Source organism: Desulfoluna sp. HI9BLuna, from assembly GCF_056829775.1.
In genome coordinates this window covers 2,025,642-2,048,670 of record NZ_CP186555.1, presented here as the reverse complement: position 1 = coordinate 2,048,670, position 23,029 = coordinate 2,025,642, and the positions used below count along the sequence as shown (strand labels likewise).

At 58.6% G+C, this 23,029-nt stretch carries 21 protein-coding genes; 11 read left to right on the top strand and 10 right to left on the bottom strand.

Translation table 11 applies throughout. The features are described from left to right. Window positions 1-45 precede the first annotated feature (45 nt). Complete coding sequence (locus ACOYW0_RS08220) at window positions 46-303, bottom strand: hypothetical protein (RefSeq protein ID WP_482418043.1); 258 nt, start codon at window positions 301-303, stop codon at window positions 46-48. A 49-nt stretch (window positions 304-352) separates the two neighbouring features. On the opposite strand from ACOYW0_RS08220, the gene ACOYW0_RS08215 reads away from it, so the two are divergent. The 3 genes from ACOYW0_RS08215 (at window position 353) to ACOYW0_RS08205 (ending at window position 2,517) form a co-directional block, all read left to right on the top strand. Continuing rightward, complete coding sequence (locus ACOYW0_RS08215) at window positions 353-1,129, top strand: alpha/beta fold hydrolase (protein WP_482418042.1); 777 nt, start codon at window positions 353-355, stop codon at window positions 1,127-1,129. A 46-nt stretch (window positions 1,130-1,175) separates the two neighbouring features. Next, the gene (locus ACOYW0_RS08210; protein ID WP_482418041.1) at window positions 1,176-1,772 is read left to right on the top strand and encodes an HD domain-containing protein; all 597 of its coding nucleotides are present in this window, start codon (window positions 1,176-1,178) and stop codon (window positions 1,770-1,772) included. A gap of 454 nt (window positions 1,773-2,226) precedes the next feature. After that, window positions 2,227-2,517 carry a hypothetical protein gene (locus ACOYW0_RS08205; RefSeq protein WP_482418040.1) on the top strand — a complete coding sequence of 97 codons (291 nt, stop codon included), beginning with the start codon at window positions 2,227-2,229 and terminating at the stop codon, window positions 2,515-2,517. Between the two features lie 192 nt (window positions 2,518-2,709). On the opposite strand, the gene ACOYW0_RS08200 is transcribed toward ACOYW0_RS08205, so the two are convergent. The 4 genes from ACOYW0_RS08200 to ACOYW0_RS08185 form a co-directional block, all read right to left on the bottom strand. Next, a complete protein-coding gene (locus ACOYW0_RS08200; protein ID WP_482418039.1) occupies window positions 2,710-3,132 on the bottom strand; it encodes a C-GCAxxG-C-C family protein in 423 nt (140 codons plus the stop codon). Window positions 3,133-3,327: 195 nt separating this feature from the next. Continuing rightward, complete coding sequence (locus tag ACOYW0_RS08195) at window positions 3,328-3,528, bottom strand: hypothetical protein (protein ID WP_482418038.1); 201 nt, start codon at window positions 3,526-3,528, stop codon at window positions 3,328-3,330. Between the two features lie 560 nt (window positions 3,529-4,088). Then, on the bottom strand, window positions 4,089-6,743 hold the full coding sequence (acnA, locus tag ACOYW0_RS08190; protein ID WP_482418037.1) for an aconitate hydratase AcnA: 2,655 nt from the start codon (window positions 6,741-6,743) through the stop codon (window positions 4,089-4,091). A 16-nt stretch (window positions 6,744-6,759) separates the two neighbouring features. Further along, window positions 6,760-7,932, bottom strand: a complete 1,173-nt coding sequence (locus ACOYW0_RS08185; RefSeq protein ID WP_482418036.1) for a citrate/2-methylcitrate synthase — start codon at window positions 7,930-7,932, stop codon at window positions 6,760-6,762. A gap of 599 nt (window positions 7,933-8,531) precedes the next feature. On the opposite strand from ACOYW0_RS08185, the gene ACOYW0_RS08180 reads away from it, so the two are divergent. From ACOYW0_RS08180 to ACOYW0_RS08165, 4 genes are all read left to right on the top strand, one after another. After that, a complete protein-coding gene (locus ACOYW0_RS08180; protein WP_482418035.1) occupies window positions 8,532-10,322 on the top strand; it encodes an FAD-dependent oxidoreductase in 1,791 nt (596 codons plus the stop codon). Next, window positions 10,322-11,347, top strand: a complete 1,026-nt coding sequence (locus ACOYW0_RS08175) for an NAD(P)/FAD-dependent oxidoreductase (protein WP_482418034.1) — start codon at window positions 10,322-10,324, stop codon at window positions 11,345-11,347. The genes ACOYW0_RS08180 and ACOYW0_RS08175 overlap by 1 nt, the downstream gene beginning before the upstream one ends. 272 nt (window positions 11,348-11,619) lie before the next feature. Further along, window positions 11,620-13,389, top strand: a complete 1,770-nt coding sequence (locus ACOYW0_RS08170) for a 2-oxoacid:acceptor oxidoreductase subunit alpha (RefSeq protein ID WP_482418033.1) — start codon at window positions 11,620-11,622, stop codon at window positions 13,387-13,389. 179 nt (window positions 13,390-13,568) lie between these two features. After that, window positions 13,569-14,402, top strand: coding sequence for a thiamine pyrophosphate-dependent enzyme (locus tag ACOYW0_RS08165; RefSeq protein ID WP_482418032.1), 834 nt, complete (start codon window positions 13,569-13,571; stop codon window positions 14,400-14,402). A gap of 113 nt (window positions 14,403-14,515) precedes the next feature. On the opposite strand, the gene ACOYW0_RS08160 is transcribed toward ACOYW0_RS08165, so the two are convergent. Further along, a complete protein-coding gene (locus ACOYW0_RS08160) occupies window positions 14,516-14,809 on the bottom strand; it encodes a GYD domain-containing protein (protein WP_180142785.1) in 294 nt (97 codons plus the stop codon). A 296-nt stretch (window positions 14,810-15,105) separates the two neighbouring features. Here ACOYW0_RS08160 and dapF point away from each other — a divergent pair, with 296 nt between their 5' ends. Both dapF and ACOYW0_RS08150 read left to right on the top strand, forming a co-directional pair. Then, window positions 15,106-15,954 carry a diaminopimelate epimerase gene (dapF, locus tag ACOYW0_RS08155; RefSeq protein ID WP_482418031.1) on the top strand — a complete coding sequence of 283 codons (849 nt, stop codon included), beginning with the start codon at window positions 15,106-15,108 and terminating at the stop codon, window positions 15,952-15,954. A 96-nt stretch (window positions 15,955-16,050) separates the two neighbouring features. Further along, window positions 16,051-16,461, top strand: coding sequence for a hypothetical protein (locus ACOYW0_RS08150; RefSeq protein WP_482418030.1), 411 nt, complete (start codon window positions 16,051-16,053; stop codon window positions 16,459-16,461). A 269-nt stretch (window positions 16,462-16,730) separates the two neighbouring features. Here the strand turns inward: ACOYW0_RS08150 and ACOYW0_RS08145 are convergent, their stop codons facing one another. Then, a complete protein-coding gene (locus ACOYW0_RS08145) occupies window positions 16,731-17,495 on the bottom strand; it encodes a TSUP family transporter (RefSeq protein WP_482418029.1) in 765 nt (254 codons plus the stop codon). Between the two features lie 385 nt (window positions 17,496-17,880). Between ACOYW0_RS08145 and ACOYW0_RS08140 the strand changes: the two genes are divergently transcribed. Next, the gene (locus ACOYW0_RS08140) at window positions 17,881-18,327 is read left to right on the top strand and encodes a heavy-metal-associated domain-containing protein (protein ID WP_482418028.1); all 447 of its coding nucleotides are present in this window, start codon (window positions 17,881-17,883) and stop codon (window positions 18,325-18,327) included. A 177-nt stretch (window positions 18,328-18,504) separates the two neighbouring features. Here the strand turns inward: ACOYW0_RS08140 and tsaA are convergent, their stop codons facing one another. Next, complete coding sequence (gene tsaA / locus ACOYW0_RS08135) at window positions 18,505-18,978, bottom strand: tRNA (N6-threonylcarbamoyladenosine(37)-N6)-methyltransferase TrmO (RefSeq protein ID WP_482418027.1); 474 nt, start codon at window positions 18,976-18,978, stop codon at window positions 18,505-18,507. Window positions 18,979-19,200: 222 nt separating this feature from the next. Here tsaA and ACOYW0_RS08130 point away from each other — a divergent pair, with 222 nt between their 5' ends. After that, entirely contained in the window at window positions 19,201-19,737 is a 537-nt protein-coding gene (locus tag ACOYW0_RS08130) for a YkgJ family cysteine cluster protein (protein WP_482418026.1), read from the top strand. A 140-nt stretch (window positions 19,738-19,877) separates the two neighbouring features. Here the strand turns inward: ACOYW0_RS08130 and ACOYW0_RS08125 are convergent, their stop codons facing one another. Together ACOYW0_RS08125 and ACOYW0_RS08120 are read right to left on the bottom strand one after the other, a co-directional pair. Next, window positions 19,878-20,153, bottom strand: a complete 276-nt coding sequence (locus ACOYW0_RS08125) for a DUF4405 domain-containing protein (protein WP_482418025.1) — start codon at window positions 20,151-20,153, stop codon at window positions 19,878-19,880. Window positions 20,154-20,350: 197 nt separating this feature from the next. After that, window positions 20,351-22,918 carry a response regulator gene (locus ACOYW0_RS08120; RefSeq protein WP_482418024.1) on the bottom strand — a complete coding sequence of 856 codons (2,568 nt, stop codon included), beginning with the start codon at window positions 22,916-22,918 and terminating at the stop codon, window positions 20,351-20,353. Window positions 22,919-23,029: the final 111 nt, after the last annotated feature.

Genomic DNA, 23,029 nt, shown 5'->3' with positions numbered 1-23,029 from the left:
TATTGCCTCCGGCGGCCCTGCCGGGGGCCAAACTTTTAGCCTGAGTTATAAAACCGGGTTTGACAAACAGGTCTTAAAAAGAATATTGGCTGGCCCAATGCTGTGGTAGCCGGTACGTTTTTGCTGAGTTTTTTCAAACAGCGACTCGCCGGACGCATCGGTTTTTGGCTGATTTGTCTTTGCGCCGACCCTGACATGGGTAGACACATCGTGGGGCTGGTTTAACGGACGTGCTTGGTGGGTATGATTGTGTATGGGTTTCGGAAAAAAGGGGCTTTCAGGATACATGGGTATCTTTTTCACGGTCTCTTCGGGTTAACGCATTGATTAAGGCAGCGTGTACAGGATAGCGATGAAAGAATTTCCAATAGAACACATGAATGCACGAATGCGGTATCATGATTTACCAGGCAACGAGACACCGATTCTTTTTATTCACGGGTTGGGTTGCACCTCGTCCCTGGATTATCCCCAGGTTGCGTCAATGCCCGACCTGGCAGGGCACAGACGAATTTTGATCGATCTGTTGGGAGCTGGGTACAGCGATAGGCCGGACCACTTTGGCTACTCCCTTAATGATCATGTGGATTACCTTGAAGCGTTTGTTCGTTTTTTGGATGTGGACCGGTTTATTGTCTACGGACACAGCATGGGTGGCGCCATAGCGATCTCCCTTGCAGCCAGGTGCGGGAAACAACTCAAAGGGATCATACTCAGTGAGGCCAACCTGGATTCAGGAGGAGGCTACTACAGCAAAAAAATCGCATCGTATGGTGAAGAGGAGTATGTTGCCGGAGGGCATGCTGAAATGATCCGGGAAAACAAGGGCTCACCCAATGAAAACTGGACGGCCAGTCTATTGGTGAGTTCTCCTGAGGCCGTTTATAAAGAATCAATATGTCTGGTGGAGGGACAAAATCCGAGCTGGCGTCAGATGCTGTACTCCCTTGAAGCCCCGAAAACGTATTTTTTCGGTGAAAAATCGCTTCCAGACCCAGACGTCGAGACCTTGAAAAAAGAGCATATCCATATTGAAATCGTCGAGGATGCCGGGCACGCAATGGCCTGGGATAATCCCAAAGGACTGGCCGCCGCCATAAAAAGAGGCATCGACCGAATAATGGGCTGAGTGCTTTTTGTGCAGAGGCCCGGAAAGAAGAAGCAGGAAAATAAACATGGAATATGACCAGATCATCGCTTTTCTCAAAGAAGTTGAAACCTTTAAAACCTGTGAGCGAACATGCCGCACGACCTGTGCAGATCGCCCGGAAAGCGATGCCGAGCACTCGTGGCACCTGGCCCTGTTTCTCATGCTCATTGAAGACGAGCTCGAAGGTGTCGATCGCATGAAACTCCTTCAGTTGGCCCTGATCCATGATCTCCCGGAGATTTACGCGGGGGACACGAACCCGTACAGGGGCAACACCGATGACAAGGAAGAAAACGAGAAAAAAGCTGCTAAAAAACTCTTTTCCCAGCTGCCCGTAGCCCTTGGAACCAAACTGTCCGGCCTGTTCGATGAGTACATGGCCCAGGAGACCGCAGAGGCAAAAATCGTCAAATCCGCAGACAAGCTGATGCCCCTGATCCAGAACCTGTGCACCAACCATACCCACTCCTCCTACAGGCAACTGTCCGTGACCCATGAAGAAGTGAAAGCGTACATGGGCCCGTATTTTCAATCCGGGGGTATGTTGAAAGCCTTCTATGATAAGCTGCTCACGGAAGCACGGGAAGACGGTGTGTTCCATGGTGGGACAGAAAACAAGTAAAAGGGGGCTTTCTGGTGTCCCTTTCGCTCCATATTTTCGGATGCAGGAGCCTACCCCCAGATACTTTTTCCATGCTGCCACCCTGGCCCCACGGGATGCGAAGTGTAGGGTGCGGCTCCCGCACCGACCACCGCCTCGCAAGCCGCCAGCTTTTCTTTCTAACGCATCCCCATAGCGATCATCACGGATCCCCTATTGCTGTTTTCTGAACGTTGGGCGGTGCGCACGGCGCACCCGCCCGTATCCCGCAAGCCCATCGGACGAAATGGATGTAAGCTCCAGTTCAAGGAAATATCCCATTTTTCATCAGAAGCATGTAAACGGTTTACTCAACTCAATTTAAATACGGTAACTCAACTATTTTTTAACTCATAGGGTTTATATGAATTTCTTTTTATTTGGCGTTGTCGTTTTCTTAATTTGTTCAACATTTCTCCATGTAGTAGGTGATAACTTGGAAGAGAAAAAGAGAGGCCGGTTAATGGATAAATATAATGATAAGCAATTAGTTGATAAATTAATGAAGAAAATGATTTGGCAAGGCCAGACTGAAGATCAATTAATTGATTCAATAGGGCGACCAGCTCAGATTGAACAAGAAGATTTAAAAAACAAGGCCCGAGAAAGTTGGAAATATGAGCCAGCTAGAAGCGGCCGTATTACCTGGTGTTCTACATCGTCCCCGAACTTCACGGTAACTATAGAAAATGGCAAGGTGCTTGGTTGGAATAGGATTGATTTTTAATAAGGGTTTATTTGGATCATATTTGACGCTCTTCAAACGTGTTTGTTGCAAAACGAGATATGCCGCTTGTGATTAGGGGGCGCTACGGAAATTCGCTTTCAATGTGGTTTAACTATGTCGCGATAAGTTATTGTTTTTCTCGGTTTTATCTTTGCGTGGGGATTAGGGCTTCTCCTTGATGTGTCCTGTGTGTCATGGGGTGACGTTTGTGAGAAGTTGTATGGACAGCTCAAGGGCCTTACATGTTATGGGCTCGCAGAGGTGAGGCGGGTTGTCGGGGTGAAATCCTTCGGGTCTCAGGACGCTGCACTGCAGGCTGCCAAAGCGTTTCTCAAAAGCGGTGGAAAAGCGGTTGCACTGATCAGAGATCTCAGAGTCCGGGATACTGTGTTTTCTTCCCCAGATACCTATAAACATGAGGGTGCCGGAGACCAGCCCGCAGAGCGCGCCGTGTTTAGCGGCACCGGGCAGGCCAATGGCGGAGCTGATCACCTGCTCATCAAGGGGGATCTCAAACGCTTCCGCCAGTATTTTTAGCGTTGTCGTTGTACAGTTGAAATCGTCTTTCCAGTAATAGGTGTTGACTCGGTCTTTCACAAATGTGTTTGTTATCATGGTTCGATTCGAATGGTGTGTGTCGTTATCAGGCTATGGTGGCCAACCCTCCTGTGGGTTGACGATTTTTTTCTACTCTTTTACCGAGCCATGCATCATAAGAGAAGCCGTTTTTAGCAGCATGGAACAATGGATGGGATTGCCAACCTTACTCCTCTCTCCTTTACTCGTGAAGAATCTGGAAATTTTACTGTTCTAATGCATGGAGATAAAACCGCTCTTGTCCTTTTTCTTTTCCGAAACAGGCAAAAAGCACATCAGGTTCAGAGCCGGGACAACAATCATGATAAAAATTAGAAAGACGTCCCTGTCACTCCACGGAGAAGAGAGCTGTGTTAACATCAGAATAGCGATGAAAAATTGGATGGTGTTTGCGATCAGTGCGAAAATAGTCATTTTTTTCCTCCCGTTGATATTGTGACGAAGCTTGCCTCGTGAAAAGGGATGCTTTCTGGGGCTACATGCCCTGGCCTTTTCAGGCGTCTCCCTCCCCTTTTGTCAATTCCATAATCAGGTGAGCTGTGCCGAATTCAAAGGGTCAATATGGAGCGGTATCTGGATCTCCATGTTTTGAAGGTAAATACTATTTTATTTGATATCAGTTATTGGAATGAGACCACAGTTTGTATGGCAAAGCAAGCGTGGAACGGCGTGTTTTTGGTCGGGGGGCAGAATGATCTGGGTGGATATGGGGACGGGGTGGCGTTTTCAGAAGCAAATGGGGCCATATCCCGCTATTCCATGGGATGACGTGGCGTTTATTCTGATACAGGTGTCATTGAGGTGAAAGGGGCGTGGTGGGGGGACGATGATGGTCATGTCCCTGTGACATGTTGGGCGTGCATACGTATCTCCATGGCGATTATTACGGATAAGCCTTTGTTGATTCAGGAACGAAGGCGGATTAGACTTTTTAGCCCCCGGCAGGGCCGCCGGAGGCTTTTTTGTTGGAAAAATTATTTTTCAAGCAATTCACGCAACACCATGGGCAGGATGCCGCCGTGGCGGTAGGTTTCCACCTCCTTGGCCGTGTCCAGGCGGACCTTGACGCCGAAGAGGATGGCCTGGCCGCTTTCTTTCTGGGCGCGGACCGACAGGGTGCCTCCGGCTTCCAGTGTGTCCAGGCCTGAGAGGGAAAAGGATTCGGTGCCGTTCAGGTTGAGGGTACGGGCGGACTCGTCTGCAAGGAACTCCAGGGGGAGAACGCCCATGCCCACGAGGTTGCTGCGGTGGATGCGTTCAAAGGACTGGGCGATGACGGCCTTGACTCCCAGGAGGAGGCTGCCTTTGGCGGCCCAGTCCCGGCTGGAGCCGGTTCCGTACTCGGTGCCGGCCAGGATGATAAGGGGGGTGTCCCGGTCCTGGTAGGCTTGGGCGGCATCGAAGATGAAGGTTTCATCGTGTTCGGGAAAGAGGGTGGTGTAGGCCCCTTCCCGGCCGTGGGCCAGCTCGTTTTTGATGCGGATGTTGCCGAAGGTGCCGCGCATCATGACTTCGTGGTTTCCCCTGCGCGACCCGTAGGAGTTGTACTGGTCCGGGGGCACCCCCTTGGCGGTGAGATAAGCCCCTGCCGGGTAGGCTGGGGGAATGGCCCCTGCCGGGGAGATGTGGTCGGTGGTGACCGAATCCCCGAGTTTGGCCAGGACCCGCGCGCCGGTGATGGTGTCCGGGGTGGGGAGCGTCAGGGAGAACTCATCGAAAAATGGGGGCTTGCGGATGTAGGTGGAGTCCGTGTCCCAGTCAAAGGTGAGGCCCGCTCCCGAGGCAATGGCCTGCCAGTGCTCGTCCCCATCGTAGAGGGAGGCGTAGGTGGCGGTGAATGTATCGGGGGTGATGCACCGGTTGACGACCGCCTCGATCTCTTCCCGGGAGGGCCAGAGGTCGGCCATGAAGATCTCCTTGCCTTCGGGGGTGCAGCCGATGTGCTCGTGCAAGAAGTCGATGTCGGTGCGCCCGGCAAGGGCAAAGAGCACCACGAGCATGGGGGAGGCCAGGAAATTGCTGCGCACCTTCTGGTGGACGCGCGCCTCAAAGTTCCGGTTGCCCGATAGCACGGCGGCCACGTTGAGGTTTTCTTCTTCGACCACGTGGGCCACCTCCGGGGGCAAGGGGCCGCTGTTGCCGATGCAGGTGGTGCAGCCGAAGCCCGCCAGGTGAAAGCCGAGCTGCTCCAGGGGAGCCAAGAGGCCCGCATCTTCCAGGTATTTCACCACGGCCCTGGATCCCGGGGCCAGGGATGTTTTGACAAAGGGCGGCACCGAGAGCCCGAATGCCGCTGCTTTTTTGGCGATGAGCCCGGCCCCCAGCATCACATGGGGGTTGGAGGTGTTGGTGCAGGAGGTGATGGCTGCGATGACCACGGAGCCGTCCTCCACGCGGCAGAGGGTGCCGCCCATGGAGATACTCCGGCCCTTTTTCCGGCCGTCGAAGGCGGCCTCCATGGCGGGTTTGAGCTTGGGCAGGGGAATCCGGTCCTGGGGGCGGGAAGGACCTGCCACAGAGGGCGTGATGGCCGAGAGGTCGAGTTCGATGACCCGGTTGTAGGAGGGCTCTGATGCGGGGTCGTGGAAGAGCGCGGTCTCCTTGGTGTAGGCCTCGGCAAATCGGGCGGCATCGTCCCTGCCCGTGGCTTTGAGGTAGCCCAGGGTCACCTCGTCCACGGGGAAGAGGCCCACGGTGGCCCCGTTTTCAGGGGTCATGTTGGCGATGGTGGCCCGGTCCGGCAGAGAGAGTTCGGACAGGGAGGGGCCGAAGTACTCCACGAACTGCTCCACCACCACCTCCTGGCGCAGGCGCTCGGTGATAAAAAGCACCACGTCCGTTGCCGTCACCCCTTTGGCAGGGGCGCCGCAGATGCGCACCCCGGTGACGCTGGGCAGGCGCATGGACAGGGGTTGACCCATCATCACGGCCTCGGCCTCGATGCCGCCCACACCCCATCCCAGGGTGCCCAGGGCGTTGATCATGGGGGTGTGGGAGTCGGTGCCCACCAGGGAGTCGAGGAAGGCCCAGGCACGCCCGTCCCGGGTTGCGGTGGCTGCCACCGTGCCCAGTTTTTCCAGGTTGATCTGGTGACAGATGCCGGAGTTGGGGGGCACGATCTTCAGGTTGTCGAAGCTCTTTTGAGCCCATTTCAAAAAGGCGTAGCGCTCCCGGTTGCGGTCGAACTCCAGGCCCACGTTTTTTTCAAGGGCTCCTTTCATACCGAAAAAATCCACCTGCACCGAGTGGTCGATGATCAGGTCCACGGGCACCTCGGGGTTGACCCGTTCAGCCGGGAACCCGGCCTTAACGGCGGCGTCCCGCATGGCGGCCAAATCGCAGAGGGCAGGGACGCCCGTGAAGTCCTGCATCAGCACCCGGGCCGGGTAGAAGCTGATGCCCACGGCGGAAAACCCTTCGGCACGCCAGGAGAGGAGCCGGGTGAGGTTCTCCGGGGCAAGGCGTCCCCAGAGGATGTTGCGCACCATGTTCTCCGCCAGGATTTTCAGGGAATAGGGAAGCCGGGAAGGGGTTGCGCTGTAGACCCCGGCAAGGCCATCCACATGCACGGCGGCGTATGGACGGCCGTCCACAACCACGTCTTGGATCAGGGAGTCCAGGGAGATCACAGGTTGCCTCCTTGCATTATCGTTTGTCCATGGGGACAAGGGTGCAGCCTTCGGGGCCGCAGTAGGTACCGATGTATTCGGATTCCGGCCGGTAGAGAACAGGCTTGTGGGCCTCGTCGGCGAACTGCTCTTCGATGATGTGGGCGCCCCATCCGGCCATGCGGCTCATGGCGAACACCGGGGTGAAGAGATCGTGGGGCAGGCCCATGGTGTGGTAGAGGGAGGCGCTGTAGAAGTCCACGTTGGGGAAGATCTCCATGCCTTTCTTCTCTTTGAACAGGGCCTTGCCCACCCGCTCCAGCTCTTCGGTCATTTCATACCAGTGGGTGTCCCCGACACGCTCTCCCACTTCTTTGCTCATGGGGCGCAGGATCTCTACCCGGGGGTCTCCGTTTTTGTAGACGGCATGGCCCAGGCCCATGACAAGTTCGCCTTTTTCCAGTTTTTCCTCCACAAAGGGCCGGATGTTCTCCTTGCTGCCAATGGCTTTAAGCATCTCCATGACCCGGGTGTTGGCCCCGCCGTGGAGCTCTCCGGACAGGGAGCCGATGGCCGCGGACACCGCGGCGTACATATGGGCCCGGGTGGAGGCCACCTCCCGGGCGGCGAAGGTGGAGGCGTTGAAGGCGTGTTCGGCGTGCAGGATAAGGGCCCGGTCAAAGAGTTCGGCCACTCGGCGGTCCGGCCGCTTGCCCGTGATCATGTAAAAGAAGTTCTCGGCCATGGAGAGGCCCGGCACCGGATCGATGGGCGCCAGCCTCTGGCGGATGCGGGTCCAGGCCGCCACCACCGTGGGGAGCTTGGCGATGAGGCTCATGGCCCGGTTGCGGGCCAGGGGGAGGCTGTTTTCGGGGAGGGTGTCGTCGTGGTGTGCCAGGAGGGCGACGCAGGCCTGGAGGATGTCCATGGGGGGCGTGGTCACCGGCCGCGTCTGCATGGCGCAGATGAGGTTGGGGGGCAGGGTTCGGTTCCTCTCCAGCTGGTTGGAGAAGTTCACCAGCTCATGAATGTCGGGCATCTTGTCATACAGGAGCATGTGAGCCACCTCGGCGAAGGTGGTCTCCATCGCCAGGTCCTGGATGAGGAAGCCGCGATAGAGGAGGCGGCTGTTGGCACCGTCCACGTCGCAGATTTTGGTGCTGGCGATAACCACACCGCGAAGGCCGATGTTCTTGATGCTGCTGTCCATGGGGTCCTCCTTGTTAGGCGTCGGGTCGTGTTGACATGGGGTCGGGAGCGGGGCCGGGTGCGGCCATATCCGCCCGGGCAAAAACGTCACGGAGTGCCGCGGGAGGCACAGGGGGGAACGGATTGGGCAAAACACTCCGAAGGCGCCACCGTGCAACAAAAGAGGGCCCGGATGCGGGCGATGCGAGCAGGCAGGGTAGCAAGCAGAAGCGCAGAAGAGATGGATAGAAGCTCTGCAAGAAGTTGATATGAAAGGTGTTTTTATGTCGAACTTGCGGCGGCTTGGAATACTTAATTAAACATGAAATCCCTGAGAACCACAAGGTTAAAAAAACGCAACCGCCTTGCGTGGCTGTCAAAAAGAGAGTATATTTAGCGGTAACAATTCCATGTCACGGGCCTGGTGCGGGGATTCATCTCTGCAGGGGCCCTCTTCCCTTGCGGGGCGGCCTCTTCCCCTGGTCCGGTTTCCATCTTCTTGCCTTGCGTCTCGACCTCGGCCCTTCCCGCTTCCTTGAACCAAGACCGTAACCGTCTCACCACGATTAGTGTCACGAATCGTCAATCAGCCTTACAGAAAAGACCCCACGGGAAAAGCCGATGAAACGAGAGATCTACAGCAGCCAGCGCGGGAACGACGGGACCAGCGGCATGCTCCGCATTATCAAGGAGATCGCCTTTTCAGACGACCCGAGGGATTTCGGGTACATGGCCGATAACGTTCCCTGCCAGCATGCCTGCCCCGCCGCTACCAACGTGCCCGGGTACATCCGGTGCATCACCGAGAACCGCTACGGGCGCTCCTATGAATTGAACCGGGTCTACAACATCCTGCCCGCCACCCTGGGCAGGATCTGTTCCCGGCCCTGCGAGGCGGCCTGCCGCCACGGGGAAGACGACCTGGGCGACCCGGTGAATATCTGCCACCTGAAGCGGTCGGCAGCCGATTTGAAACCGGTCATGCACCGCATCAAAGAGGATCTGTACGCCCCGTCCGGCAAGAGCGTGGCCGTCATCGGCTCCGGCCCTGCCGGCATCGGCGCGGCCCACGACCTGGCCGTTTACGGGCACAACGTGACCCTTTATGAGAGCATGCCTGAAGCAGGGGGGATGCTGCGCTACGGGATTCCGGCGTTTCGGCTTCCCCGGGATATCCTGGACCTGGAGATCGAAAATGTCCTGAGGCTGGGGGTGACGCTCCAGACCCGGGTGCTGGTGGGGCACGATGTCGTTCTCAAAGACCTCCTGAAAAAACACGACGCCGTGATCACCACCGTGGGTTGCATGGAACCCAACCGCCTCGGGGTGGACGGGGAGGAGATGGAGGGGGTGATTTCCGGCCTGGACTACATGGTGCGGACCAACCTCGGCCAGGACGTGGAGACGGGCAAGCGGGTCATCGTGGTGGGGGACGGCTTCACGGCCATGGATTGTGCCCGCACCTCCCTTCGCATGGGGGCGGAAAGCGTGCGCATCAATATCCTGGCCACTGAAGAGCACATGCCCGTGGACGACCATGAGATCCGCGAGGTCAAGGTGGAGGGGGGGCGCATCTACAGCCTGGTGAGCACCCACCGGATCCTGGGCACAGGGGGCCGGGTGGAGGGGATTGAGTTCCTGCGAACCCGCCTGGAAGACACCCCGGACGGAAAGGGCCGCATCGCCGTTCCCATTGAGAATTCCGAGTTTGTCATGGAAGCGGACACCATCATCAGCGCCATCGGCCAGCACCCCCGGGTGGACCTGGGCCAGCCCCTGGAAATGGACGGGCAGCGCATCGGAGTCAAGGCAGGCCGCTTTCTCACCTCCGTGGACCGACTCTACGCAGCCGGGGATTGCGTCACCGGTGCCTCCAACGTTATTTCCGCCCTGGCCGCAGGGCGACACGCCGCCCACGAGGTGGACGAGCTCTTTGCCGGGCGCAGGAGAAAGGCGCTTCTGGTGCGGTTTGAACCGGCGGAACAGACCGACCGGGAGCGGGAGTACGATTTTATCAAGCCGGTGCCCATGCCCACCCTGCCCGTTGAAGAACGCTTTGAGGAGGCGGACAACGAGGTGGAGAAGGGCTACGGCGAGGCCGAGGCCGTCAAGGAGTCGTTGCGCTGCTACCTCTGCAGCCTGAAGTACGAGATCGACGTCTCCCGTTGCATCTACTGCTCCATGTGCATCGACGTGGCCCCCCGGGACTGCATCAAGATGATCACAAGCGTTGCCGAGAACCCGGACGGAAGCTACGGAGAATATAATGAAACGGGCAACTGGAACGACGTGGTGGCCATTGCCATCGACAACAAGCGTTGTATCCGTTGCGGGAAGTGCTACGAGGTCTGTCCCATGGACTGCATAACCATAACCAAAACCGAGCTGGTGGAAGTGGACAGGGAGGAGTGATGCCCAAGGACGACCATTACGTCATCATAGGAAACGGCCCGGCGGGCAACAGCGCGGCCGATACCCTGCGCCGGGAAGACCCCGAGGCCAGGATCACCATCATCTCCGATGAGAAGCCCCTGTATTATTACAAGCACCGGGTGCCTCTCTACACCGTGGGAGGCTGCGAGGCCGAGGACCTCGTGATTCGTCCCTACCGAGGCTATCAGGAGAAGCATATCCGCCTGCGCCTGGGCCAGCGCGTGGAGAAGGTGGATCCGGCCGAAAAGGTGGTCTACCTCCGGCACATGGAAAAGGTTCATTTTACCAAACTCATCCTGGCTGTGGGGGCCTCGGCCCGAAGGCTCCCCACACACGCCGGGTTTGCCGATCACCTTCACTGCCTGGCAGGGTTCGACGACGCCCGGAGCGTCCGAGACGCCATGGAAAAAGTCTCCAGCCTGGCCGTTCTTGGCGGGGACCTTACCAGCATGGGCTTTGCCCGGGAGGCGCGAAAAGCTGGCAAGGAGGTGGTGTTTGTCCTCTACAGCAGCCTCTTCTGGCCCGTGAGCCTCAAGGATGAGATTCAGAAAAGCGTGACCAAGCGCCTCACCTCCCTTGGGGTGACGGTCATCACCGATGCCGAGCCCGTGACCGACGTGCGGCCCGAAGGGGAGGGGTTTACCCTTACCCTGCCCGACGGCGCTGAGCTCTCGGCGGATCTGGTCTTCTCCTTTTTCGGCTCCGTGCCCAACATCCGGTTTCTCGTGGGCAGCGGCATCAACACGGAAAAAGGGGTGCTGGTGGATCACCTCATGCGCACCAACCACGAAGACGTCTACGCCTGCGGGGATTGCGCCCAGATCTACAACCCGGACCTCAAGGATTATTGGGTTTCCGTAGGCTGGGGCAATGCCGAGGCACAAGGGGAGATCACCGCCATGAACCTTCTGGGCCGGGAAAAGATCATCGACTATCAGCCCAAGGAGATCTTTGAGATGGACGGGGTTACCATCCGCACCTCCTGGTGGAAATCCTTCGCATAACCGGGTTCGCAAATGCTCCCGGCCTTCGTTCCTCAGGCCGATCACATTCGCTGACGGGCTACGCCCGTGATGGGCGGTGTGGGGTATTCCCCCCCATGTGTCGAAGGGAGCTTTATGGTTAAAAACCAATCATGAAAAATAAAGGCGAATGTGATTTTCCACGAGGGACGAGGGGGAAAGCGCATTCGTAACTTGCTTTCAAGGTGGCTCACCTTGCCGCCGGAGGCAGATAATTTTTTGTGCTGCATGTTCAATACAGGAGAGCGAACACGATGACGACCAGCGTTGATATTGTGATTGAGATCTGTGGCAGCGCAGGGGAGGGGACCATCTCCGCAGGCGAGGTGATGACCCGCTTCATGAGCAGCGAGGGCTACGACATTGTCTCCTTTGATTCGTTTCCTTCGGAGATCAGGGGCTTCGGCAAGTGTGTGGCCCACTTTCGCGTCAGCACGGACAAGGTGCTTTCGCCGGGGAAGTACACGGACGTGCTGGTGGCTCTGAACGACGCCCACGCCATCACCCAGCTGGGCGGGCTTCGGAAAAACGGGGTGCTGATCTACGACAGCAAGCCCCCGGTCTGCCACGAAGAGGACAAGAGCATCGCCGGGTGGGCTGAGCCGGGCATGACCGCCTACGGCATTCCCATGCTGGAGCTTGCCAACAAGGCCGCGGGCAACGCCAAGGGGCGCAACATGGTTGCCATCGGTGCGGTGGCCGCCCTTTTCGGCATCGATGCCGAGGCCATGAAGGCCTTTATCGAGGCTCGCTACAAGGGCAAGAAACAGGTGATCATCGACAGCAACCTGGCATCCTTTTCCCTGGGCTATGAGTGGACGGCAAGCCATGTGGCCAAGGAAGATCCCTACACCTTCAAAGACGCGGCCACGGTTCCCCCGGAGGGCGAGCAGGTGATCATGAACGGCAACGAGGCCGTGGCCATGGCTGCCATGGACAGCGGGCTTCGCCTTTATGCCGGGTACCCCATCACCCCGGCCACCAAGATCATGGAGATCCTGAGCAAGCGCCTTGGAGACTCCGGGGGGGTGATGCTCCAGACCGAGGACGAGATTTCGGCTGCGGGTAACGTGGTGGGGGCGGGTTTTTCCGGGAAGCGGGCCATGACGGCCACCTCTGGCCCGGGCTTTGCCCTCATGGGGGAGATGATCAACCTGGCGGTGATGGCCGAGGTGCCCGCCGTCATCGTGAACTCCCAGCGGGGTGGCCCCAGCACCGGGCTTCCCACCAAGATGGAGCAGAGCGACCTGTCCGCTGCGGTGTGGGGCGGCACCGGGGATTCGCCCCGAGTGGTCTTTGCCCCCCGGGATGTCATGGATTGTTACGCCATGACCTGCCTGGCGTTTTATGCCGCCGAGAAGTACCAGACTCCGGTGGTGATTCTCCTAGATTTTTACCTTTCCAACAGCATCCGAAACATTCCCAAGCCCGATCCCCCCGGGGAGGCCATGTTGTCCGCCAACGTGTTTCCGCCGGACGAGGCCCTGGACGATTACGAGCGCTTCAAGGTGACCGACAGCGGCATCTCTCCCAGGACCCTGCCGGGCATGCCCTACGGGATGTTTGTGGCCACCGGCCTGGAGCACAACACCCACGGCAAGCCCGTCTACGACGGGGAGAACCACCTGACCATGACCGAGAAGCGGTTCAGGAAGCTCAAGACCCTTCAGGACGAGCTGCCGGCCGTGATGGAGTCCGGCACCGAAGGGGAGGTGGACATCGGCATTCTCTCCTGGGGATCTTCCTCCGGGGCCGCGGAAGAGGCCGTGAGAAGGGCCGGGAAAAAGGGGCACCGCATCGCTTCCTTCCACTCTTCGGTGATCTATCCCCTGCCTGAAGAGGCCTTGAGGGCCTTCAGCAACCGCTGCAAAACCCTGGTGGTGGCCGAACTCAACCACACCGGTCAATACGCCAACCTCGTGGCACCTGTCATCAACCGGCAGGTGCACCGTTTAAACCTTATCTCCGGCCTTCCCATGGCGTCCGAGGATATTCTGGAGTTTATCGGGAAATTTAAGTTTTAACCCGGATAGTTTATGAGACTACGGCCTGTTTAATTTAATGATCTGTTATTGCAAGTGTTTACTGGGTAAGGGCTGGGCCTTCGAATACTGCTCGCCACAGACCTGTTTGTCAAACTTTTCAAAAGTTTGGCCCCCGGCAGGGCCGCCGGAGGCGCTTTTGGACCAAAGACGGAGTTGCCATGACCTACATCAGCGACGCCCTGGTCAAAGTCCGGGGAGAGGGGTTCCTTGACTACCGTACCCGTGAGCTGCCCACCTGGTGTCCGGGGTGCGGATATTTCGGCATTGCCCATGCTCTCTTGCAGGTGGTGGGGGAGCTGGGCCTTCGCAATGAAGAGATGTGCGTGGTCAGCGGCATCGGCTGCGCCGGGCGGTTTCCCATCTTCATGAAGGTGTACGGGTTTCACACCCTCCACGGGCGGGCCGTTCCCATCGCCAGCGGCGTGAAGCTGGCCTCCCCGGATCTCACGGTCTTTACCGTGGGCGGGGACGGGGACATTCTGGGAATCGGGGGCGGCCATCTGCCCCACATCGCCCGGAAGAACATTGATGTCACCCTGTTTCTTTTCGACAACTCCATCTACGGCCTCACCAAGGGACAGTCGTCTCCCACCACCCCCATGGGAAACGTCACCGGCTCCCACCCACGGGGCAACCCGGACACCCCCCTGAACCCCGTGGCCCTGGCCCTTTCCTACGGCGCCTCCTTTGTGGCCCGGGGCTTTGCCGGGGATGTGGAGGGCATGAAGCAGATCATGCATCAGGGCATTCTTCACAAGGGGTTCAGCTTTCTGCACCTTGTCTCTCCGTGCGTTACCTTCGACAAGGAGAACTACACTTGGAAGCGCCTCTCGAAGCTGGCCCTTCCCCTGCCCCACACCCATGACCCCGAAGACCACGAAGCCGCGCTGCGCCTGGCCCGGGACGAGCGCCTCATGACCGGCATTTTTTATCAGGACGCCCTTCGGCCCTCTTACATCGATCACCTGGAAGCGCAACGCACGGGAAGGTAACGGGCAGTAGCAAAAAACCTCCGAAACGGCTGTCGGACACATCAAAACAGCCCATGATCCCGGTTCGGATCATGGGCTGTTTTTGTGTGTCGGGAATCAGTGGGGGAAAGGGATCACATGGAGGTGATGATGTCGTCGATGAACTCCTCGATGGGCATGGCCGGAAGGGTCATGGTTTTGACGGTGCCCAGGGCGTCAAGCTCCGTGGTGATGCGGAAGATGGATTTTTCGTCCTTGGCCTTGATGATGGTAAGAAAGTCCCAGGGCCCCAGCAGGGCAAACTGGTCCACGAGGATGCCGCCACGGTTTTCAATGGCCTGGGCCGAGAGCTTCATGCCGGCCGGGTCATTCTGGATGGCCTTTTTGCCCTCTTCGGTCAATTCCGTCAGGATGATAAAGGTTTTCATCGGCTCACCTCCGTTTCGACGTTGATGGTTGGGTTGTCCGACAGGCGGTGCGGGGGGGGCATGCCTGACGGGGGTGATGTGGTGCGGTTATGTCGTGTGGTGTGTGGTGGGTAGTCTGTGGTTAACTATACCTTTGAACAAGGATTTGTGTCAAACGCCGTGTTCCTGATTTGATGACGTTTTGCGCCTTCTTTTCGGGCGGGTTTTTATTGTTAGGCCGCCAAACATATTGTGTGATACATGCGTATTCGGTATGAAAATGGGATCACAACATTTTATTGACCCCGGAGGGTATCATGGTTCTCAAGTTTGCGAAAATGGAAGGTATTGGAAACGACTTTGTCCTGCTGGACGACATGGACGGGGCCCTGGGCGCCATGGGGTACCCTGAGCTTGCACGAAAGCTCTGCGACCGGCGGTTCGGCGTGGGTGCCGACGGCATTATCATGGCCCTTCCCTCGGAGACCTGCGACATCGGGTTTCGTATCTTCAACTCCGACGGGTCCGAGGCGGAGATGTGCGGCAACGGGATGCGTTGCTTTGCCGCCTTTGTCAACGACAGGGGGCTCCTTTCCGGTACCCGCTTTACCGTGGAGACCAAGGCCGGGACCATTGTCCCCGAGATCATCGAGGCAACACAAAACGGCGTGACCCGGGTGTGCGTGGACATGGGCGAGCCCATTTTGTTCCCGCGGAAGATTCCCTTTGATGTGGACGGTGATCGGGCCGTGTCCGTTCCCGTCACAGCCGATGGCAGGGAGTATGCCGTGACGGCCGTCTCTATGGGCAATCCCCATGCCGTCATTGTGGTGGACCGCCTCACCGGAGACGAGCCCACAGCGTTCGGCCCTGCCCTTGAGGTCCATCCCCTGTTCCCTGAAAAGACCAACGTGGAGTTTGTGGAGGTGGTGTCGTCTTCCGAGGTGAAGATGCGCGTCTGGGAGCGGGGTGCAGGCGAGACCCTGGCCTGCGGCACCGGCGCCTGTGCCACGGCCGTGGCAACCCACCTTCTGGGCCTGACGGGCCGCGAGGTGACCGTGGGACTCAAGGGCGGAGATCTGGCCATTGCCTGGAACGAGGCCGACAACCATATTTTAAAGACCGGTCCGGCCAGGCTGGTGTACGAAGGGCGAATTCGCCTGTGATGTGGATAATGGGCTTGGTAGGCTGGAGAGGCGTGAGCCGAGCCCTTGATTGCCCCGGTGTTTCCAAGGAGGTGACCACCGGGTGGGAGGTGCGTGATGAGTCGGTTGACCCCCTATGACGAGGCTCAGGCCCTGGTGGCTGCCGTTAGGGTCCATGAGTTTACAAAAAAAGCGTCCCCCTCTTTCAAAGAGGTGGCCGAGATCCTCGGCATGACCACGGACTGGGTCTCCCGGGTGTGCACGGAGCTGGCGGACAAAGGAATCGTCGCCTTGGTGGAGGGCCCTTTTCAGACCACCTGCATTGTGGTGGAAGACCATCTTGCCGTGGAAGCTCTTCCTAAGAAAGTGCAGGAGAACCGCATGGAAGAGGAACTGAAAAAGTTCAAGGAGAAGACCGCCGGGATCTACGAGCAGAAGGTCAAGGCCATTCAGGAAGAGCAGAAGAAAAAAGAAAAAGACCTGTTCGACGACATCGCTGAAAAATTCAAACGCGAGCTGGATTCTTAAGGCCCCTTGCAGTCATTGTGCAACGGGAGGCTTCTGCCCATGTCATGTTTACGCCCCGGTCTCTTGGAGAGGCCGGGGTTTTTTTGTCTTCGCGTAACGACTCCGCTTTGCCTTCGGTGCATTCAAAACAGTCCGGCAGTCGTTAACTTTCGGTGGGGCCAAGTCGTTCGTAAGACCTGTTTGTCAAACTTTTTAAACGTTTGGCCCCCGGCAGGGCCGCCGGAGGCAATGGCTTGGTCACGTTTTTACGCGTCAAACGGGGGGAGTCGCTACGCGTACGTTTGATAGATGAGCCTGGCCGTGGTGAGAAAGACCACGGTGACAAAGATGGGCTTGATGAGCCTGGCTCCTTTTTTGATGGCCAGGGCTGAGCCGGTGCGCGCGCCGATGATCTGGCCTGCGGCCATGATGAGCCCTGCGGTCCAGACCACGTTGCCCAGGGCGATGAAGACGCAGAGGGCCACAAAGTTGCTCGTGAAGTTCATGACGCGGGTGTAGCCTGCGGCCCGGGTCATGGAAAAGCCCATGAACAGCACCATCCCTGTGGTCCAGAAGGAACCCGTGCCGGGGCCGAAGAAGCCGTCGTAAAAGCCCAGGAGCAGGCCGCAGAGGGTGTAGAAGACCGGGGCCGGGAGCTTGGGTTTGCGCTGGGTGTCCCCGAAATCGGGGGAGAGCAGGGTGTAGGCCAGCACCGCCAGGAGCAGAATCGGGATGAGCCCTTTGAGGAACCCTGCCTCCATGTGCTGGATGGTCCAGGCACCGGTGGCGGCGCCCGAAAGGGTGGCGGCGATGCCCAGGGCAGCCTCTTTCAGGTTTACCTCGCCTTTCTGGATGTAGGTGAGGGCGGCTGAAAAGGTGCCGAAGGATCCCTGGAGCTTGTTGGTGCCCAGGGCAAGCTGGGGCGGCACACCGACGGAGAGCAGCATGGGAAGGGCCACGAGGCCGCCTCCCCCTGCGATGGAATCCACAAATCCTGCGGCGGTTCCGGTGGCAAAAAGAGAAAGGGCGATGACGGGGGTAAGGGCAAAATCCATGGGGCTCCCAGCGATGGTGGATGGTTGGGGAGGAGCCTGCCCTGATACGGGGGCTCAACCTGTGGTATCTCGGAGTCTCCGTGTGCCGTTTTTCCGTAGAGCCGACGGGCACTCCCTTCAACACGCCTTTCGTATCATTGTTACCCGTAAAATCAACCGGGAATATGGCCCGGGACTTACCTAATAGTCTTCAGGCAGGTGCAGAGTATTCGCCAGCCCTGTGCCCTTTGCGTCCCGCCCCTTTCTTTATGGTCGCCTACGGGGCAGCCAAGGGCGATTCTTCGTCCGTTCGGCATGGTTTATGAAAGATTTACACGCAGGCGCAACAGATGCGCACAAATTGGAAAAAACTCACGGTGAGCGTGCAATGCGCAAAGGAGGGAAGATGCGATGGGCGATGGTTGTCCTTGCGGTGCTCTTTGTGAACGCTGTGTCGGTGCTGTCCTGGGCGCAGGGTGCAGGGAAAAAGTCAACATACGCCGTGGAGCGGATGACATGCGGTGACTGTCTTTCCGTGATTTCAACAGGGGTTTCCCGGGTGGCGGAGGGGGCCCGGGTGACCGGGGCGTTTTCAAGCGGTGTGGTGGTGGTGATGCATGACACCGGCATCTCTCCCGAGGACGTCGGCCGGGCCATTACTCGGAGCGGCTATCCGGCCCGGCTTACGGGAACCGCGGATGCCTCCCCCGAAGAGATGGCCGCGGTGATGGGCGTGTCCCCCCTTGAGATGGAAGGAAGCTGCTGTACAGGTAAGGCTCGGCCCGCCTGCGGTGGGTCCGGAGAGAGCTGGAGGGCCCTGTACATGAAGCTGAAGGCGTGGTGGGCCCGCTGACCTATAAAGCCAACCTCCGACGGGTCGCTTTTTGAAAAAATCTCCGCAGAAACGTTTGGGTTGCGTTGCCTTTTGGCCGGTCAAAGGGACTCGCGAGGCCTGTTGGTCAAATTTTTTACGCTTGGCCCCCGGCAGGGCAGCCGGAGGCAGCAACAAGCTGAAGCGTTTCCCCTTATGTTACACAAACCGGTCGTCGGACCGCTTATCGGATACTGTTTTTTCGTCTGCGGTCATCCATCCTGATGTGCTTTCCTCCACATGATCGAAATTTCGGATGTAGGGCTTGATGTCCATAAGCGGGGTGCCGTCGAGCATGTCGGCCCCGGTGAAGTGCACGGTGGCTCCATCAACCCGGGTGACGCGGACGATGGAGAGGCCGAGGTGGGTGGGGCGCAGGGGAGATCGGGTGGAGAAGACCCCGCGGGGATGGGTGTCCATGAAGGGGACCACGGTGAGTTCGGTGCGTGTGGCCTTGTGGAAGTGATAGATGAGGTAGATGTGGCTGAAGCCCGCCAGGTCGGCCAGGCCCTCAGCGTACTCCGGGAGGAGGACAGCGCGCCCCTGCACCTCTGTGGCGCCTTTGGGCTGGATGGGCATGGACGAAAGTTCCGTGTGGGGGGTGTACAGGGTGCCGATGGGGGCTATTTCCATGGTCTGGGGTGCTCCTTTTCTTGTCTGGGGGAGTGAAATGCACTACATAAGCACGCGCACATCATGTTTCTGAAGAAACCGCCACCGGCGCATGTGTCGTATGCCTTCGGGATGAAGGCCATACGAATCGGGTGGCTTTAATCTAAGGTACGTCGTACATCGTCCTGCCTCCATGTCTGGCCTCCCCCTGTTTTTTTTCCTGACCCTATTATGGAGATATCCATGGACGCATTGTTTGAAAACTACAGGACACTTCTTTCGCGGGTGAACGCCCGGTGCGGGGAGATCGAAGCCGCGCTTACAGGCCACATGGCCTGTCGTAAGGGGTGCAGCGCCTGTTGCCTGAATATTTCTCTTTTTCCCGTGGAGGCCGTCAGCCTTCGCCTGGCTTTTGACACCCTTTCCGAGACCCAGAAGGCTTCAGCCCTGGCCCGGGCCACCGAAAGCAGCGATGAAGGACCCTGCCCCCTTTTGGACGGGAACGGGGCCTGCCTCCTTTACGGGGACCGGCCTTTGATCTGCCGCACCCACGGCCTTCCCATCCTTTTTGACGACGGCGAGGGGAACCGGAGGGTCGACTTCTGCCCGGAGAACTTTCGGGGGCTCTCCTCCCTTTCAGGGGACGTCATGATCGACCTGGAGCCCATGAACCAGACGCTGGCCGCCGTCAATGCCATGTTCTGCCAGGCGCTTTTTGGGGGAGAGCCTCCCTTTGAGCGGCTCTCCATTGCCGACACCCTGTCCCTGGAGCTGGTCTGACATCCGGTGATGTGAGGTGGGATCAACAACAGGCAGGATGGGCTATGGCACACATAAAACAAACACGTGGCGGCGTGGCTCTTTGTCGGCCGAGCCCTTGTCCCCGGTGGGGACGGAGGCAAGGGGTGCCCAGTGCTTTTTTAAGGTTTGATCCAGCGGGTCCAACCGAAGGCGGCCATATTTTTGCGGATGTACGTGCTGTGCAGTACCAGGTGGAGAGCCACGGCAAGGATAAATAGGAGTCCCGCCCACTCGTGGACATCGGTCAGTACATGGCGGATGTCCACCAGCACGCTTCCTTTGGCCTCGTACCCGTGGGGGAGAATCCATGCATTGATCAACCCTGTTACCGCAAGAAAAACCCCCAGCACAAAAAGGGCCACATTGACCCCCCATAATTTCTTCGGGCGTTCCATCGCTTTATTACTCCTTCCATGAATCTGTATGTTTGTCTTGTCTCGTTGCTCTAGATATACGACCGAGGTGGGAAAAAATCAAATGCTGCTTCAAAACGTTGGTCATAGATTGGAGATGGCAAGATCGGGGGTATTATTGCTTAAGGAGGGAAAGACCGGCTCCCCGGGGAGCCGGTACAAGGTGGCGTTGGGCCCCTTTATGGCTGGGGCGGCAGGCCGCTGCCGTTGAGCATTTCACGAAGGACCTGCTTGAGTTCGTTTATCTGGTAAGGCTTCTGGAGGTAAGCGCAGGTGTCGTCTTCGGCCGGTGCCGATTGGGATGGTGCCGATCCGTACCCGCTGGCAATGATGGCCTTGGCCGATGGGTCGACCTGCCGGATCTGGTCCAGGGCTTCGCTGCCGCTTAGCCCCGGCATGGTCATGTCGAGGATGACACAGCGGATCTCCTGCCGGTGGGCCTTGTACAGAGAGACCGCCTCCCTGCCGTCTTTGGCCGAGATAACAGAAAACCCGAGCTTTTCCACCATGCGCTGGGAGATCTTCCTTACGGGCTCCTCGTCGTCGGCGATGAGGACCAGGCCGCCCTGTTGCTGGATGGGTTTTTCCAAAGAGGGCGCTTTCGGCTGCTTCCGTTGCTCAATGGCAGCAAGGGATGCGGGCAGGAGCACGCGGATGCGGGTGCCCACACCCGGGGTGCTGTCCACGGTCATGGTGCCCCGCAGTTGCCGGATGATGCCTAGAACCGCGGCCATGCCCAGGCCTGTGCCGGTCTTCTTGGTGGTGTAAAAGGGGTCAAAGAGTTTGTCCCGGGTGGTTTCGTCCATGCCGCAGCCGGTGTCTTCGATGTCGATGAAGGTGTAGGTGGCCTCGGGCAGGGTTGCGTCCACGCCGGGGCGCACGGGCATGGAACAGGCGTTCAGGTCGCTTCGGGTGCAGAAGACCTTGCCCGTGCGGATGTCGATCTGGCCGCTGGCGTTGCCGATGGCCTGGGAGGCGTTGGTGAGGAGGTTGAGGATCACCTGGCGCAGCTGGCTGAGGTTGCCCTCCACGTGGGGGGTGTGGCGGCCCGGGTGAAAGAGGATGCGCACTTTTTTGGAGACCGACACCTCGATGAGGCTCATCATGTCGGTCACCAGGGTGTTGATGTCGACAATGCTGGTTTCCAGTTTTCCTTTGCCCGAGTAGACAAGGAGCTGCCGGGCAAGCTCCGTGGCCCGTTTTCCTGCGGTGACGATGTTGTTGAGGGCTTTCTGCGGGCCGGGGTTGCCGGCGACCTCTTCCAGGGCGATGTCGGCGTGGCCCAGGACCGCCATGAGGATGTTGTTGAAGTCGTGGGCAATGCCCCCTGCGATGATGCCTAAGCTTTCCAGCTTCTGGGCATGCTGCATTTTCAGCTCGAAGATGATGCGCTCCTCTTCGGCGCTTTTTTCCCGGGTGATGTCGTTGCAGGCGCGCAGGATCTTGGTGGCGCCCCCTTTGGCCTTGAGGGTGGTGGTACGCTCGCGGAAGTGGCGCCAGCCGTGGGAGAGGTGTCGGACCCGATAGTCCATGGGTGGGGCTGTGGCGCAGTGGGTGTTGCCTCGATAGGTTTCGGCAATACGTTGCCTGTCGTCGGGGTGAATCAGGGCGAGCCAGGCTTCCATGGTGGTGGGCCGGGTCTCCGGTGCCGAGCCGATGACGGCGTCGATGTTGCCGAACCAGACAAGGTCGTCGGTGGCCGGGCTCCATTCGCTGATGAGGTCGCTGGCGGTGAGAGCGGCGAGTCTGTATTTTTCTTCGCTCTTGGACAGGGCTTCCATGGCCCGTACGGCTCGCAGGGTCTCGGAGCTGTAAGAGGCCAAAAGGCCCCCCACCTCGCGGTCCTGATTGACAAAGGGGGGGCTCTTTTTCCCGTGGAGGGAGACCAGCCCAAAGGGCTTGCCCTCCTGGTTCTGCAGGGGAAAGATGACGAAGGAGCCGTTGTGATACCCTCCGTATCCGCTGGGGCGCAGGGCCCCTTCGTTGCGGATGTCCCCGATGAGGACGGGCTCTTTCCGGTACAGGGCGTAGCCGAAGGGTGAGCTTTTGGCCACGGGGTAACTGATGAGCCCCGGAGCGTGGCCCCCGTCCAGGCAGTGGACGAGGCGCAGGCCTTCCTGGCCGGCGATGTAGAGGCTTCCGCCCGATGCGTCCAAGTGGTGGCTGAACTCTTCGAGCAGGCGGGTGCCGAAGCTCTCGATGGTGACGCAGGTGGAGAGCCTTCTGGAGGATTCAACCACCTCAGTGAGGCGATGGTTGAGCTCGGTGAGGTAGCGGTTGGTGGTCCTCAACTCCTCGGAGTTGCGGGAAATGCGCTGTTCCAGGAGCTCTTTGTATCTCTGGTTCTGTTGCCGGAGTTTTACTTCCCGTAGGGTGCGTGTCACGGACAGGGAGAGTATGTCCATGTTTTTCAAAGGCTTGATGAGGAAGTCGCTGGCCCCTTTTCGCAGGCACGTCACCACCTCGGTGGGTTCGCAGGTGGTGGAGGTGACGATGACGGGGATCTCCGGCCACCTCCGCTGGAGGTGCCGAAAGAACGAGTGCCCGTCCATGGCGGGGGTGCGCAGCTCAGAGATGATGAGCTCCGGCGGGTGAACGGCGATGAGCTGGGTGGCGGCAAAACCGTCCCGGGCCGTCATTACCTCATAGCCGCATGTTTCCAGGTATGGGGCGTAACTGTTGATCACCGAGGCATCTCCGTCAACGACAAGGATGGGGCCCCGGGGGGTGCTATGGGTTGAGGTCATGATGGTCTCCATTGCATGGTCAGTGCAAAGGCAATGGTCCGGCAGGGACCACGGGAAATTCTCCGACTTTGAGTCTCTGTTGACGTCTTGGGAAAAATGGCGTTTCGCGTC